Here is a 14,557-nt window from a genome sequence, read left to right on the forward strand (position 1 = left end):
CAGATTCAGGGCAGGCATTCGTCGGCTGGCAGGTGCCGCCTGGCGCAATTTCGGCGGGCATTTTGCCATCCCCTTGTAATCTTGATGAAATATTAGTCTGGCATGGTCTAAAATAAAGGCACGCGCCAAAACCGTGGGTAGGTTCCGTCAGGCTTGAATCGCGTTACCCGTGGGGATATACAGCGCGCCTTGAGATGTTCTTCAGGAGAATCGCGTTGAGTGAGAAGATCGATCTTAGCAATTTCGTCCTCGATGAGGGCGAAGAATTCATGAATGTAAACCAGCGGGCTTACTTTCGAGCGAAGCTGAACGCCTGGAAAAACGACATCCTGCGCGAAGCGCGCGAAACCCTCGATCATCTGGCGGAAGAAAGCGCCAATCACCCGGACCTCGCGGACCGGGCATCCTCCGAAACCGACCGTGCCATCGAACTTCGCGCTCGCGACCGCCAGCGCAAGTTGATCTCCAAGATCGATGCGGCGCTCCAGCGCCTCGACGAAGGCACCTACGGCTATTGCGAGGAAACCGGCGAACCGATCGGCCTCAAGCGTCTCGACGCTCGTCCGATTGCTACGCTGTCGATCGAGGCGCAGGAGCGCCATGAGCGTCGGGAAAAGGTGTATCGCGACGAGTAAACGTTTCTTGCGGATCTGAGGAGATCCGCTGGATGCGGCGACGAGGATCGAACACCGGACTTGTCCGGTGCCGGTGGTTGTTGAGACTGCCGGTGTCGGGAAGCCCGAGATGTCAAAGCCGCTGGGAACACGTCGTTCCCGGCGGCTTTCTCTTTTGGAAGGATGACTGGCGAGAAGGATGAGGAGCGCCTTTCGGGCGGCAATGTCGCGGCGTCGGCGACGCGTCGGCAAGACCGTGCGCAAGCCAGCGACCGTCGCTTCTCCCATTCATGCCTTCATCGGCTACCTTCACGCCGCGGGTGTTTCGCAGGTGCCGGCATCGCGCGGTGTCTTCGCGACAGCGAGCGCCGGGTCTTCATCTATTGGGACGGGTGGGGCCGGGATCGCGTCTCTGGGATCTCGCCTATGCGCTGCGGGCCGTTGTGCCGTTGAAGGCGGAAGAGATCTGGCGCACGCTTCGTCAGCGGAAAAGCTCCAGCCTCTATGTCATGCCGGGTAATGCTCTGGTCAGGCCTTGCGGTTTGCGGCGATTTCGCCGAGCAGGCGGGCCATTTCCGCTTCCGTCTCCTCACGGCTCTTGGCGACGGGCTGGGCCTGTCCGGTCGTTGCAACCGTCTGTGCCGCGGTCTGCGTGGGATTGGCAATCGGCTGCACGGCGGGGCGCGCCACGCCTGCGGCGGCGGCGTTGTTCGCCATTTCCGCTTCGAGGATACGTTCGAACTCGCTGACCAGCGCGGCATTGTCGGCAACACCGGCAACGGGACCGGCAACAGAGCCGCCAACCGGGCCGGAAACGGAGGCAGAAACGGGCTTGCCGACCGTCGCGGTCATGACGGGCCGCTGGACGGCCTGGCTGGTGGTGGCCTGCGCCGTTGCGGCGGTCTGAGGCGACAGCACCCGCTGGCGGTTCTGTTCCAGCATGTCCTCGACGCGGCGCTCGGGCACGCGCTGTTCGCCGCCCGTCTGCGGCAAGGCCTGGATTGCGGTTACGGGCTGGGTGACCGTGCGGGCCGGCACGGGGCGGGCAGCTGTATCCTCGTTCTCATAGAGAACCTTGCCCATGGCGGAGACGCCGTCGGCGGCGGCGGCCGGGCGGCGTTCGGTGGCGGTCGTGGTGGCGGCAGCAGCCGTGCGAGTGACGACCGGCGTTTCGACCGTCCGCACCGGCGTTTCCTGCAGCACGGGCGCGGGTTCGGCCCGCTCGGTCTTCTGGACCGGCTTTTCCACCGGCTGGGCGCTCTCGGCCGGAGCCGTGACGATGCGCGATTCGATGACGATATCCGTCGGGCCGCCGATCATGACGAGATGTTCGACGTCATCGCGGCGCAGGAGCACGAGGCGGCGGCGGGTGTCGATGGCGGCAGCATCCAGCACGGCGAGGCGCGGGGTGCGGTTGCGCCCGCCACGAATGAAGGGAGAGGACGGACGACCCCGGATGATCCAGAGCACCAGCGCAAGGCAGAGCAGACCCAACAATACCACCGCCGCGGCGATGATGAATTTCGTGCCGTTCTCTGCGAGGATCTCCTGGAACATGGCGTCGGTCACTCCTGTCGGCCCGTGGCCGCTTCATCCTGTTGGCAGCATTTGAAGGCTTTTTGCAGGCTCCTACAAGCGCATCCAGCTTGTTGTCCAGCGCTGCTTGCCATCCAAGGCATTGCCCATTTAGCGCGCAAGAGGGAAAATGCGACAGCCCGGCCGGGAATATTCCCTGTGAATTCGCGGCTTTGCTTCCCCTCGGCGGCTTTTTGCGCTTCCCTCTGACGGATAAACATGATTCTGGCATCGGAACCGGGCGACGCGCGACGACGTACGGCTGTTGCAGACGAGGGATTGATGACGATGAAGCGGCCTGGCGAGGACAATCTGCCGATCGTGGACCGCGGCGTGCGGCCGGCGGTGGCGCTCCGCGTCGTGCTGCTCGCCATCGTGCTCGCGGCCTCGGCCGGGGCCTTCATCTTTTTCAAGAACCAGCTCGACAATGAAATCGTGCTCGGCGTGCTCGGCGTTCTCGCCATGGCCGGCATCTTCTTCGTCGTTTCCGCGCTGATCGGCTTCATCGAGATCATGCCGCAGGCCGCGGGTTCGGACCCGCTGGCGCGCTCCTTTCTCGACTCGCATCCCGACGGCACCGTCGTCACCGACCGCAAGGGCCGCATCGTCTATGCCAATGCCGCCTATGGCGCGCTGACCGGCGCCAAGGGCGATGCCGAAGTCCAGACGCTGGAAACGCTGCTGTCGCGCAACCGCGACGCCACCGAAGCCGTCTACCGCCTGACGAACGGCCTGCATGAGGGCAAGGAAGGCGCCGAGGAGTTCCGGGTCCAGAAAGCGCTCAACCCGACGGCCGCCGCCGGTTCCGGCGCGCACTGGTATCGCCTGAAGGCCCGCGTGCTGCCGAGCCGCGAGAAGGACAAGCAGCCGCTCTATATCTGGCAGATTTCCGACATCACCTCCGAGCGGGACGACCAGGAGCGCTTCTTCAAGGAATTGCAGAATGCCATCGACTATCTCGACCATGCGCCGGCCGGCTTCTTCTCCGCCGGCCGCAAGGGCGAGATCGTCTATCTCAATGCGACGCTCGCCGAATGGCTCGGCATCGACCTCACCAAGTTCCAGCCGGGCTCGCTGACGGTCGCCGACGTGGTGGCCGGCGAGGGGCTTGCGCTGATCCAGTCCGTGCAGGCCGAACCCGGCCTCAAGCGCACGGAAACGCTGGATCTCGACCTGCGCAAGACGAACGGCCAGAGCCTGCCGGTGCGCATCGTGCACCGCGTTTCCTCGATGCGCGACGGCGCGCCCGGCGAGAGCCGCACCATCGTTCTTGCGCGCGAGGAGGGCCGGGAGAGCGACCAGTCCGCCTCCATCGCCTCGATGCGTTTCACGCGCTTCTTCAACAATACGCCGATGGCCATCGCCTCCGTCGACGGCGACGGTCGCATCCTGCGCACCAATGCGCCGTTCCTGAAGCTGTTCTCCGGCGTCGTCTCGCGCGACGATATCGACCGCGGCGCCAAGCTGGAAACCATCGTGCGCGAGACGGATCGGCTGCGCCTGCAGTCGGCGCTCGACGCGGCCAAGGACCGGCAAGGGGATATCCCGCCGCTCGATTCGCTGCATCCGGGCGACGACGGCCGCCATTTCCGCTTCTATGTGAACGCCGTCATCGACCAGAGCGACGAGGCGCCGGAAGAGGCGGCCATCGTCTATGCCGTCGAGATCACCGAGCAGAAGGCGCTCGAGACGCAGATGGCGCAGACACAGAAGATGAATGCGGTCGGCACGCTTGCCGGCGGCATCGCGCACGACTTCAACAACGTGCTGACGGCGATCCTGCTGTCCTCCGACCACCTGCTGCTCTCCGCGCGCCCGTCCGATGCGAGCTTCGCCGATCTCATGGAGATCAAGCGCAACGCCAATCGCGCGGCCGTTCTGGTGCGTCAGTTGCTCGCCTTCTCGCGCAAGCAGACCATGCGTCCGACCGTGCTCAACCTCACCGACGTCATCGGCGACCTGCGCATGCTCGTCGACCGCATGACGGGCACGAATGTGAAGATCGACGTCGACTACGGCCGGGATCTCTGGCCGGTGAAGACCGACCTCGGCCAGTTCGAGCAGGTGCTGATCAATCTGGCCGTCAACGCGCGCGACGCCATGCCGGAAGGCGGCACGATCACCTTCCGCACCCGCAATGTCGAGGCGGAGGAGGCTGCGGCGCGCAACCTTCGCGACCTGCCGGCCGGCGACTATGTGGAAGTCGAGGTTTGCGACCAGGGCACCGGCATTCCGCCCGAGATCATCGACAAGATCTTCGAGCCCTTCTTCACCACCAAGGAAGTCGGCAAGGGCACCGGCCTCGGCCTTTCCATGGTCTACGGCATCGTCAAGCAGTCCGGCGGCTATATCTACCTCGATTCCGAAGTCGGCAAGGGCACGACCTTCCGCATCCTCATGCCGCGCCATATCGAGGAAGTGGTGCCGGTGGAAGCCGGGGCCACCGCTCAGGCCGCCGGCGAGCAGCAGCCCGTCGCCGTCGCGCAGGTGGCGGAAAAGGAACCGCGCGACCTGACGGGCGGTTCGGCCGTGGTTCTGCTCGTCGAGGACGAGGAGGCCGTGCGCCGCGGCGGCAAGCGCATGCTGGAAACGCGTGGCTACACCGTGCACGAGGCCGGCTCCGGCGTCGAGGCGCTCGACATCATGGAAGAGCTGAACGGCGCGGTCGACATCGTTGTCTCCGACGTCGTGATGCCGGAAATGGACGGCCCGTCGCTGCTGCGCGAGCTGCGCAAGACCTATCCGGACATGAAGTTCATCTTCGTCTCCGGTTATGCCGAGGATGCCTTCGCCCGCAACCTGCCCGCCGACGCCAAGTTCGGTTTCCTGCCGAAGCCGTTCTCGCTGAAGCAGCTTGCCGAAGCCGTGCGGGAAATGCTGGACGCGTGAGGCCGTCAGCCCGTGGCCATGCCACGGCGCGATACGCAGACCAGATCTTTTGTAAATCCGCGAGCAGGGCGCTTTTTACCCGCAATGACACGACGTTCCAGACGGCCGGCCTGACGGCCCTGGCCTCATCCCCCGCTCGGTGAGCCCGGAGGGGAAAGCGGCCGACAGTCGCCGGCCGCTTCGTTCGTTCAGCCCACCATCGCGACGGCGATTTCCGCCGCGAGCCGTGCATTGTTTTCCACCAGCGCGATATTCGTCTTCAGGCTGCGGCCGTCCGTCAGGTGGAAGAGATTGTCGAGCAGGTAAGGCGTCACGGCCTTGCCGGTGATCTCGTCCCGGTCGGCATTGTCGATGGCGCGGGCAATATAGATTTCCATTTCCTCGCGCGCGATCTCGTCGGCCTTCGGCACGGGGTTGGCGATCAGCATGCCGCCGTCGATGCCGAGCTGGTCGCGCACCTTCTGGAAGTTGGCGATGGCGGCCGGGCTGTTCAGCGTCAGCGGGCTCTTCAGGCCCGAATCGCGCGACCAGAAGGCCGGGAACACGGGGCTGTCATAGGTCACGACCGGCACGCCGCGCGTTTCCAGCACTTCCAGCGTCTTCGGAATGTCGAGGATCGCCTTGGCGCCGGCGCAGATGACGATGACGCCCGTGCGGGCCAGTTCGTCGAGGTCTGCGGAAATGTCGAAGGTCTGCTCGGCGCCGCGGTGCACGCCGCCGATGCCGCCGGTGGCGAAGACCTTGATGCCGGCGCGGGCGGCGCCGATCATCGTCGCTGCGACCGTGGTGGCGCCCGTGCGGCGCTCGGCGATGGCGAAGGCGAGATCGGCACGCGAGACCTTCATCGCCCCTTCCGTCTTGGCGAGGGCTTCGAGTTCCGCCTCTTCGAGGCCGATATGCAGCACGCCGTCGATGACCGCGATGGTCGCCGGCACGGCGCCCTGTTCGCGGATGATGCGCTCGACGCTGCGCGCCATGTTCAGGTTGCCCGGATAGGGCATGCCGTGCGTGATGATCGTCGATTCGAGGGCGACGATGGGAGCGCCACGCTCCTTGGCGGCGGCGACTTCGGCCGAGTATCGCATGGGCAGGAGAGGGGAAGCGGGTCTGGTCATGCTGGTTCCTTGGAGTGTCCTGGGAGGAGACGTGCTCGGAATTTTGAGCAAAAAAGTCTCATGACAGGATTTCGGCCTCCGGCACAAGCGAAAGTGCATTAGCCAGAGCCGCCTGCGACATTTCTTCGGCGACGGCCAGCGGCGAGCGCACGGTGATCGCCGCGGCCGCCACGCCATGGCGCAGCGCCTCGCCGATGGTGCTGCCGCCCGTCCAGGCGCTGAGAAAACCGGAGGCGAGCGAATCGCCCGCGCCGGTGACATCACCGAGCGCCGGAATGTCCGGTGGGATGACGAGCGCCGCGCGTTTTTCGTCGAATGCGATCACACCCTTTCCGCCACGCGTCACGACACCGGCCGAAAGCCCGATCGCGCGCAGCGCCTTCGGCCAGTCGGTCGGATTGTCAGGGGCTTCGCCCGTCAGCGCGCGCGCTTCGGCCTCGTTCATGAAGAGAAAAGCGAGGGCGGAGAGGCTTTCGCGAAAGCGCACGACCTTTGCCGGCGAAATGGCGATGCCGGCGATCGGAACGCCGCGGGTTCCGGCGGCCGCGGTCGTCGCCGCGAGGGTCTCGGCGGGCAGGTTCGCGTCCGTCAGGATCAGGCCGGCGGCGCTCATGGCCTCGCGCATCGCCCGCTGCTGCAGGCGGCGCGGCGAGAACAGCCGGTAGAGGTCCATGTCGGCGAGCGCGATGACGAGATTGCCGTCGCGCTCGATGATCGCCGTATAGCTCGGCGTCGCCCGGTCGAGGAAGGTGAAAGGCGTGTCCTCGATGCCTGCCGCGTCCGCCGCCGCCGCCACGATGTCACCGTCGGCATCGCCGCCGCGCGGCGAAACGAGCCGCACCCGATGGCCGAGCCGCGCCAGGTTGCGCGCCGCGTTGAACGCGCCGCCGCCCGCTTCCACGAACCAGGAGCCGGGGTTGCTGGCGCCCGGCGCCGTCTCGCCGGATATGCGTCCGCGCCTGTCCACATGGGCGCCGCCCATCACCAGTATCGTCCTCACGGTCATCGTCTTCCTTCGCATTCCGCCGGCCGATTCGGGCGCGTCGACCCGTCGCGGCGGCGGCTTTGTTCCTGTTTCCGCATGGCTTTTATCCACCTGAAACGAAAATAGAACACGCTCTCGATTCTCAAGGCGATTCAAATGGATGAGCGGGCCTTGCAAAAAGAGAACAAAATGTGTACATAGCTTTCATCGGCGGCTTCGTTGCCTGTCTTGCTTCAATAACCTAAAGGTGGACCAAATGGCACAGAACACTTTGCGGCTCGTAGAGGATAAAACAGTGGATAAAAGCAAGGCACTCGAAGCGGCTCTCTCCCAGATCGAGCGCTCGTTCGGCAAGGGCTCCATCATGAAGCTCGGTGGCAAGGACAGCGTCATCGAGGTCGAGACGGTCTCGACGGGTTCGCTCAGCCTCGACGTGGCGCTTGGTATCGGCGGCCTGCCGAAGGGCCGTATCGTCGAAATCTACGGCCCGGAAAGCTCGGGCAAGACCACGCTGGCGCTGCAGACGATTTCCGAGTGCCAGAAGAAGGGCGGCATCTGCGCCTTCGTCGACGCCGAACATGCGCTCGACCCCATCTACGCCCGCAAGCTCGGCGTCGACCTGGAAAACCTGCTGATCTCGCAGCCCGACACGGGCGAGCAGGCGCTTGAAATCACCGACACGCTGGTCCGCTCCGGCGCCATCGACGTGCTGGTCGTCGACTCGGTCGCAGCGCTTACGCCGCGCGCCGAAATCGAAGGCGAGATGGGCGAAAGCCTGCCGGGTCTTCAGGCCCGCCTGATGAGCCAGGCGCTGCGCAAGCTGACGGCCTCGATCTCCAAGTCGAACTGCATGGTCATCTTCATCAACCAGATCCGCATGAAGATCGGCGTCGTCTACGGCTCGCCCGAAGTGACGACCGGCGGCAACGCGCTGAAGTTCTATGCCTCCGTCCGCCTCGACATCCGCCGCATCGGCGCCGTCAAGGAGCGCGACGAGGTGATCGGCAACCAGACCCGCGTCAAGGTCGTCAAGAACAAGATGGCTCCGCCCTTCAAGCAGGTCGAGTTCGACATCATGTACGGCGAGGGCGTCTCCAAGACGGGCGAACTCATCGACCTCGGCGTCAAGGCCGGCATTGTCGAGAAGTCCGGCGCCTGGTTCTCCTACAACAGCCAGCGCCTCGGTCAGGGCCGCGAGAACGCCAAGACGTTCCTGCGCGACAACCCGGATGTCGCCCGCGAGATCGAGATGACGCTGCGCCAGAATGCCGGCCTGATCGCCGACCGCTTCCTCGAGAACGGCGGTCCGGACCCGAACGATGGCGACGACGGCGAACCCTGATCGCGCCGGCGCCTTGAGCGCCGCCGCGTAAGCGGAACGGGAAAACACCGAAACCGGCCTCTTCTTCGCGAAAGGCCGGTTTTTTGGTGTCTGGACAGGTGCCGAGGCGGGCGATAAAAGCCTTGGGTTCTCGCGCGCGCCCCGGTTTTCGCCATTCCGCAATTCAGGCGGCAGGCGCGTGCAAATTCGACGGAATTCGCGAATGGATGGCTTGAAGAGCCTCCGGGCGGGCACTCCGGCCGGCGGGGCGGTTTCGCCTTTGCCGAAGGTGACATTGGGTGGGTGAGGCGCCGGACTTCGGCGTCGATAATGCTAGGATGAAGGACGCGATATGAGCGGCGTGAATGAGATCCGGTCGACTTTCCTCGACTATTTCCGCAGAAACGGTCACGAGGTCGTGTCGTCCAGCCCGCTCGTGCCGCGCAACGACCCCACCTTGATGTTCACGAATGCCGGCATGGTGCAGTTCAAGAACGTCTTCACCGGCCTGGAATCGCGTCCCTATTCCACCGCGACCACCGCGCAGAAATGCGTGCGCGCCGGCGGCAAGCACAACGACCTCGACAATGTCGGCTACACCGCCCGCCACCACACCTTCTTCGAGATGCTCGGCAACTTCTCCTTCGGCGACTACTTCAAGGAACGCGCCATCGAGCTTGCCTGGAACCTGATCACCAAGGAATTCGGCATCGACAAGAACCGCCTGCTGGTCACCGTCTACCACACCGACGACCAGGCCTTCGACCTGTGGAAGAAGATCGCCGGCTTTAGCGACGATCGCATCATCCGCATCCCGACCAGCGACAATTTCTGGGCGATGGGCGATACCGGCCCGTGCGGCCCCTGTTCGGAGATCTTCTACGACCATGGCGACCATATCTGGGGCGGCCCGCCCGGCTCGCCGGAAGAGGATGGCGACCGCTTCATCGAGATCTGGAATCTCGTCTTCATGCAGTTCGAGCAGTTGACGAAGGAAGAGCGCATCGACCTGCCGCGCCCCTCCATCGACACCGGCATGGGCCTCGAGCGCATCGCCGCGCTGCTTCAGGGCAAACATGACAATTACGACATCGACCTCTTCCGCGCGCTGATCGACGCCTCCGTCGAGGCGACCGGCGTTCCGGCCGAGGGCGAAGCCCGCGCCAGCCACCGCGTCATCGCCGATCACCTGCGCTCTTCCGCCTTCCTGATCGCCGACGGCGTCCTGCCGGCCAAGGACGGCCGCGGCTACGTGCTGCGCCGCATCATGCGCCGCGCCATGCGTCATGCCCAGCTTCTCGGCGCCAAGGACCCGCTGATGTGGAAGCTGCTTCCGACGCTGGTCGGCGAGATGGGCCGCGCCTATCCCGAACTGCAGCGCGCCGAGGCGCTGATCTCCGAGACGCTGAAGCTGGAAGAAACCCGATTCCGCACCACGCTGGAGCGCGGCCTGAACCTGCTCTCCGACGCGACCACCACGCTGCACAAGGGCGATATCCTCGACGGTGAAACGGCCTTCAAGCTTTATGACACCTATGGCTTCCCGCTCGACCTGACGCAGGACGCGCTGCGTGGCCGCGGCATCGGCGTCGACCTCTCGGGCTTCACCGACGCCATGGAACGGCAGAAGGCCGAAGCGCGCGCCCATTGGGCCGGCTCCGGCGAAGCTGCGACGGAAACGGTGTGGTTCGAGCTGCGAGAAAAGCTCGGCGCGACCGAGTTCCTCGGCTACGACACCGAGACCGCCGAGGGCGTCGTCCAGGCGATCGTCCGCGAGGGCAAGACCATCGACGGCGCCAAGGCCGGCGACACCGTCCAGATCGTCGTGAACCAGACACCGTTCTACGGCGAATCCGGTGGCCAGATGGGCGATACTGGCACCATCACGGCGGATAATGCGCGCCTGACGGTGACCGAGACCCAGAAGAAGGGCGACGGCGTCTTCGTGCACAGCGCACTTGTCGCCGAAGGCGAGATCAAGGTCGGCGATGCCGTGGCGCTCACGGTCGATCATGCCCGCCGCTCGCGCCTGCGCGCCAACCACTCGGCCACGCATCTGCTGCACGAGGCGCTGCGCGAGGTGCTCGGCACCCATGTCGCCCAGAAGGGCTCGCTCGTCGCGCCGGAGCGCCTGCGCTTCGACGTTTCGCATCCCAAGCCCATGTCGGCGGAAGAGCTGCGCGTCATCGAGAATATGGCCAACGAGATCATCGTGCAGAATTCGCCCGTCACCACGCGTCTGATGACGGTGGACGATGCTATTGCCGAGGGCGCGATGGCGCTCTTCGGCGAAAAATACGGCGATGAGGTGCGCGTCGTCTCCATGGGCACCGGCCTGCACGGCGCCAAGGCGAACCGGCCGTACTCCGTCGAGCTTTGCGGCGGCACGCATGTGTCCGCGACCGGCGAGATCGGACTGGTGCGCGTCGTCTCGGAAAGCGCCGTCGGCTCGGGCGTGCGCCGCCTCGAAGCCCTGACGGGGGAAGCTGCCCGCGCCTATCTTGCCGAGCAGGACGAGCGCGTGAAGACGCTGGCGACGACCCTCAAGGTCCAGCCGGGCGAGGTGCTGTCCCGCGTCGAGGCGCTGGTCGACGAGCGCCGCAAGCTGGAGCGCGAACTGACGGAAGCCAAGAAGAAGCTGGCGCTGTCGGGCGGTTCCGCCGGCGGCGGCGATGACGGTGCGCGCGACGTCGCGGGCATCAAGTATCTCGGCAAGGTCGTCACCGGCGTCGAGCCGAAGGACCTCAAGAGCCTGGCGGACGAAGGCAAGAAGAGCCTCGGCTCCGGCGTCGTCACCTTCGTCGGCGTTTCGCCCGATGGCAAGGCGAGCGCCGTGGTTGCCGTCACCGACGACCTGACCGGTCGTTTCAGCGCCGTCGATCTGGTGCGCAAGGCATCCGAGGCGCTGGGCGGCAAGGGCGGCGGCGGCCGTCCCGACATGGCGCAGGCCGGCGGCCCCGATGGCGCCAAGGCGGGCGAGGCCATCGAGGCGGTCGCTTCGGCGCTTGCCGGCTGAGGCACGCCTTTCCTGATTGAAGTCAATGCTGCGGCGGGCTCAGGCCCGCCGTTTCGTTTGCGAAGTCTTCAAGGTTTCTGCCTAGCATTCCCGGGCTCGGAGTGCGTATTTTGATTGAAGACATCATCAGCATATCAACCTTGATGATCTGCACTTTCCTGTCGACCCTCGTCGTCGGGATTTTCATGTTCCAGGTCTGGTTCACCGACCGGCGCCATGCGGCGGCCGGCTACTGGTGTCTGTCTATGTGGGTGGGTGCGCTCTGCACCATTTTCGCCGCGCTTCGCCCGATGGGCTATCCGCTGCTGACGGTCGGCCTCAGCAATGCGCTCGCGGCCCTTGGCTATGCCCTCATGTGGGCGGGTTTCCGGGTCTTCGACCGGCGCGCGGTCCATTGGCCGGTGGTGCTGGCCGGGCCTCTTCTCTGGTGCCTTGCCTATCTGTTCTTGCCGCAGGTTTCCGGCGACGTGAACAATCGCATCATTCTCTCCTCCGTCATCATCACGGCCTATTCGCTCTGGATCGGCATCGACATCTGGCGCGGGCGGCGCAGCGAGCCGCTGCCGTCGCGCACCATGTCGGCGATCTTCTTCCTGACGCACGGCGTCATCTATTCCCTGCGCATTCCCATGGCTATCATCGCTCCGGTGCAGCTTGCACATGGGAGCGCCTATTCGCCGTGGTTCGCGCTCTTCTCGCTGGAACTCTTCGCCCATACGATCCTTGCCGCCGTCGCGATGCTGGTGCTCATCAAGGAACGGGGCGAAGCGCTTTACCGGCAACTTTCGCGCACCGACACGCTGACGGGCATCGCCAATCGCGGCTCCTTCCTCGACGACATGCGCATGCACCTGTCCGGCAAGGCCGAGGGCACGCTGATGATCTTCGACCTCGACCGCTTCAAGGCGATCAACGACACCTATGGTCATGTCGCGGGCGATGCGGTGCTGAAGCGCTTTTCCGCCCGGGTTTCGTCCTGGCTGGAGGAGGGCATGCTGTTCTGCCGCTTCGGCGGGGAGGAGTTCGCCCTCTTCGCGCCGGGCCAAGGCATCGACCATGCGGAGCGTTTCGCAGAGAGCCTGCGGCGCGAGGTTGCGGCGATGGGCGTTTCGCATGAGGGGCGGGAGATCGGCATTTCCGTCAGCATCGGTCTTGCCGATGTCGCGACCTTCGGTACGGATTTCGACCGGTTGCATTCGGCGGCCGACAATGCGCTCTATGCCGCCAAGGAAGGCGGCCGCAACCGGGTGATGCGGGCAGCGCCCGCCGCGGCGCTTACCGGCCTTGCCGAGCGCATGCGCAAGCCGGCGGCATTGAGCGTAGCCGGCTAACGATTTGCGATCTCCGCCAGGGCGGCGTCGACCGTCGGGGGAAACGTGACGCGCGGCGCGTGCAGCTCATGGGCTTCGAGCAGCCGCCTGAGGTCGGGTTTCAGCCCGGCGATGAAGACGCGCACGCCGGCCCGCTCCGCCTTGCGCACGAGCCCTTCGATGACGCTGGCGGCGGTCGAATCGAGGAAGGGCACATCGGTGCAATCGAGCACGAAGTTGCGCCGCCGGTCGGCGATGCGGTCGAGCACGGAACTGACGCTGGCCGCCGCGCCGAAGAAGAAGACGCCGCTGATGCGGTAGACCACCGTATCCGGATCGTCCGCCACCACCGGCCGCTCCGGCAGCCCGCCGTCCTCGCCGGCATCCTCGATGGCGCGCACGAGGCGCGGGACGGCTTCCTCGCGAATGGCGACCGCCTTGCCCATGCGGTCGATGAAGAGCACGGCGCCCAGAAGGAAGCCGACGACGATGCCTTCGGTCAGATCGCGGAAGACGACCAGCAGGAAGGTGACGGCCAGCACCGCCGCATCGCCCCGCGAGGAGCGCAGGAGCGCGGCGATGGCGGGGCGCTCGACCATGTTGAAGGAGACGACGGCGAGCACGCCGGCAAGCGCGGCAAGCGGGATATAGCCGGCGAGCGGTGCGGCGACGAGCATGAAGATCAGGAGGAAGGCGGCATGCAGCATGCCGGAGACCGGGCTGGTGGCGCCCGATCGCACATTCGTCGCGGTGCGCGCGATGGTGCCGGTCACGCAGATGCCGCCGAACAGCGCCGAGCCGACATTGGCGAAACCCTGCGCGATGAGCTCCATGCTGGAGCGATGCCGCCGGCCGGTCATGCCGTCTGCGACGACGGCCGAAAGCAGCGATTCGATGGCGCCGAGCAGCGCGAAGGCGATGGCGTCCGGCAGGACGGCGAGCACGAGGTCCGGCGAGAAGGACGGAAGCGCGGGCACGGGCAGGCTGCGCGGAATGCCGCCGAAGCGGCTGCCGATCGTATCGGCCGGCAGGGAGAGAAGAGCGGTCGCCGCGGAGGCGACGGCGACCGCGATCAGAAGGTTCGGCCAGGCGGGGCGCAGGCGGCGCAGGACGAGGATGATCGCGATGGTGAGGCCGGCGACACCGACGGCAGCTGGAGTGAGACTCGCGCGCGCCGCCCACAGCGCCATCAGCTTTTCGACGATGGGTCCGGGCTCGCGTCCGGCGAGCTTCAGGCCGAAGAGTTCGCCGATCTGGCTGGCGAAGATGATGACGGCGATGCCCGCCGTGAAGCCGACGGTCACGGGATAGGGAATGAACTTGATGTATTTGCCGAGCCGCAGATATCCCGCCAGCGCCAGCATGATGCCGGCGAGGAAGGTGGCGAGCAGCAGGCCGTCGACGCCGTGGCGAGCGACCGTTGCCGAGACGAGCACGATGAAGGCGCCGGCCGGTCCACCCACCTGGAAGCGGCTGCCGCCGAGCGCGGAGACCAGGAAGCCGCCGACGATGGCGGTGTAGAGGCCGCGGTCCGGCGTGACGCCGGAGGCAATGGCGATCGCCATGGAGAGCGGCAGCGCCACGATGGCGACCGTCAACCCCGCCAGGGCGTCGGCCCGAAGGCGCGCCGGCCCGTAACCCTCCGCGAAGACGCTGGCGAGCTTGGGCATCAACGTATCGGTCATGGGCGCCTCGAAAGGCCGGAGGACGGAAGGAGGCCGGCGAGTGCATC

At 65.8% G+C, this 14,557-nt stretch carries 9 protein-coding genes; 5 read left to right on the forward strand and 4 right to left on the reverse strand.

The features are described 5' to 3' along the window. Nucleotides 1-215: 215 nt before the first annotated feature. The gene (dksA, locus tag V8U06_RS03400; protein WP_160784405.1) at nt 216-635 is read left to right on the forward strand and encodes an RNA polymerase-binding protein DksA; all 420 of its coding nucleotides are present in this window, start codon (nt 216-218) and stop codon (nt 633-635) included. A gap of 507 nt (nt 636-1,142) precedes the next feature. Here dksA and V8U06_RS03405 read toward each other — a convergent pair. Next, nucleotides 1,143-2,171 carry a flagellar biosynthetic protein FliO gene (locus tag V8U06_RS03405; RefSeq protein WP_427139496.1) on the reverse strand — a complete coding sequence of 343 codons (1,029 nt, stop codon included), beginning with the start codon at nt 2,169-2,171 and terminating at the stop codon, nt 1,143-1,145. Nucleotides 2,172-2,471: 300 nt separating this feature from the next. Here V8U06_RS03405 and cckA point away from each other — a divergent pair, with 300 nt between their 5' ends. Next, nucleotides 2,472-5,078 (forward strand): cell cycle histidine kinase CckA, encoded by a 2,607-nt coding sequence (cckA, locus tag V8U06_RS03410; protein ID WP_427139497.1) that lies wholly within the window; start codon nt 2,472-2,474, stop codon nt 5,076-5,078. A 188-nt stretch (nt 5,079-5,266) separates the two neighbouring features. Here the strand turns inward: cckA and V8U06_RS03415 are convergent, their stop codons facing one another. Together V8U06_RS03415 and V8U06_RS03420 are read right to left on the reverse strand one after the other, a co-directional pair. Further along, a complete protein-coding gene (locus V8U06_RS03415; RefSeq protein WP_427139498.1) occupies nt 5,267-6,193 on the reverse strand; it encodes a pseudouridine-5'-phosphate glycosidase in 927 nt (308 codons plus the stop codon). 58 nt (nt 6,194-6,251) lie between these two features. Further along, nucleotides 6,252-7,199, reverse strand: coding sequence for a carbohydrate kinase family protein (locus V8U06_RS03420; RefSeq protein ID WP_427139499.1), 948 nt, complete (start codon nt 7,197-7,199; stop codon nt 6,252-6,254). A 235-nt stretch (nt 7,200-7,434) separates the two neighbouring features. Here V8U06_RS03420 and recA point away from each other — a divergent pair, with 235 nt between their 5' ends. The 3 genes from recA (at nt 7,435) to V8U06_RS03435 (ending at nt 12,846) form a co-directional block, all read left to right on the forward strand. Continuing rightward, nucleotides 7,435-8,520, forward strand: a complete 1,086-nt coding sequence (recA, locus tag V8U06_RS03425; RefSeq protein ID WP_427139500.1) for a recombinase RecA — start codon at nt 7,435-7,437, stop codon at nt 8,518-8,520. Nucleotides 8,521-8,851: 331 nt separating this feature from the next. Beyond that, nucleotides 8,852-11,515 carry an alanine--tRNA ligase gene (alaS, locus tag V8U06_RS03430; protein ID WP_427139501.1) on the forward strand — a complete coding sequence of 888 codons (2,664 nt, stop codon included), beginning with the start codon at nt 8,852-8,854 and terminating at the stop codon, nt 11,513-11,515. A gap of 143 nt (nt 11,516-11,658) precedes the next feature. Beyond that, on the forward strand, nt 11,659-12,846 hold the full coding sequence (locus V8U06_RS03435) for a GGDEF domain-containing protein (protein ID WP_427139502.1): 1,188 nt from the start codon (nt 11,659-11,661) through the stop codon (nt 12,844-12,846). Here V8U06_RS03435 and V8U06_RS03440 read toward each other — a convergent pair. Further along, the gene (locus tag V8U06_RS03440; protein ID WP_427139503.1) at nt 12,843-14,510 is read right to left on the reverse strand and encodes a SulP family inorganic anion transporter; all 1,668 of its coding nucleotides are present in this window, start codon (nt 14,508-14,510) and stop codon (nt 12,843-12,845) included. The genes V8U06_RS03435 and V8U06_RS03440 overlap by 4 nt on opposite strands. Nucleotides 14,511-14,557: the final 47 nt, after the last annotated feature.

It is taken from the genome of Shinella sp. G-2, from assembly GCF_050172695.1.
Taxonomy (GTDB): domain Bacteria; phylum Pseudomonadota; class Alphaproteobacteria; order Rhizobiales; family Rhizobiaceae; genus Shinella.

What these genes read in the sequence shown, in the direction of transcription:
- V8U06_RS03440 (WP_427139503.1), bottom strand. Translation starts at nt 14,510, where the DNA reads ATGACCGATACGTTGATGCCCAAGCTCGCCAGCGTCTTCGCGGAGGGT.
- cckA (WP_427139497.1), top strand. Translation starts at nt 2,472, where the DNA reads ATGACGATGAAGCGGCCTGGCGAGGACAATCTGCCGATCGTGGACCGC.
- V8U06_RS03405 (WP_427139496.1), bottom strand. Translation starts at nt 2,171, where the DNA reads ATGTTCCAGGAGATCCTCGCAGAGAACGGCACGAAATTCATCATCGCC.
- recA (WP_427139500.1), top strand. Translation starts at nt 7,435, where the DNA reads ATGGCACAGAACACTTTGCGGCTCGTAGAGGATAAAACAGTGGATAAA.
- V8U06_RS03415 (WP_427139498.1), bottom strand. Translation starts at nt 6,193, where the DNA reads ATGACCAGACCCGCTTCCCCTCTCCTGCCCATGCGATACTCGGCCGAA.
- V8U06_RS03420 (WP_427139499.1), bottom strand. Translation starts at nt 7,199, where the DNA reads ATGACCGTGAGGACGATACTGGTGATGGGCGGCGCCCATGTGGACAGG.
- alaS (WP_427139501.1), top strand. Translation starts at nt 8,852, where the DNA reads ATGAGCGGCGTGAATGAGATCCGGTCGACTTTCCTCGACTATTTCCGC.
- V8U06_RS03435 (WP_427139502.1), top strand. Translation starts at nt 11,659, where the DNA reads ATGATCTGCACTTTCCTGTCGACCCTCGTCGTCGGGATTTTCATGTTC.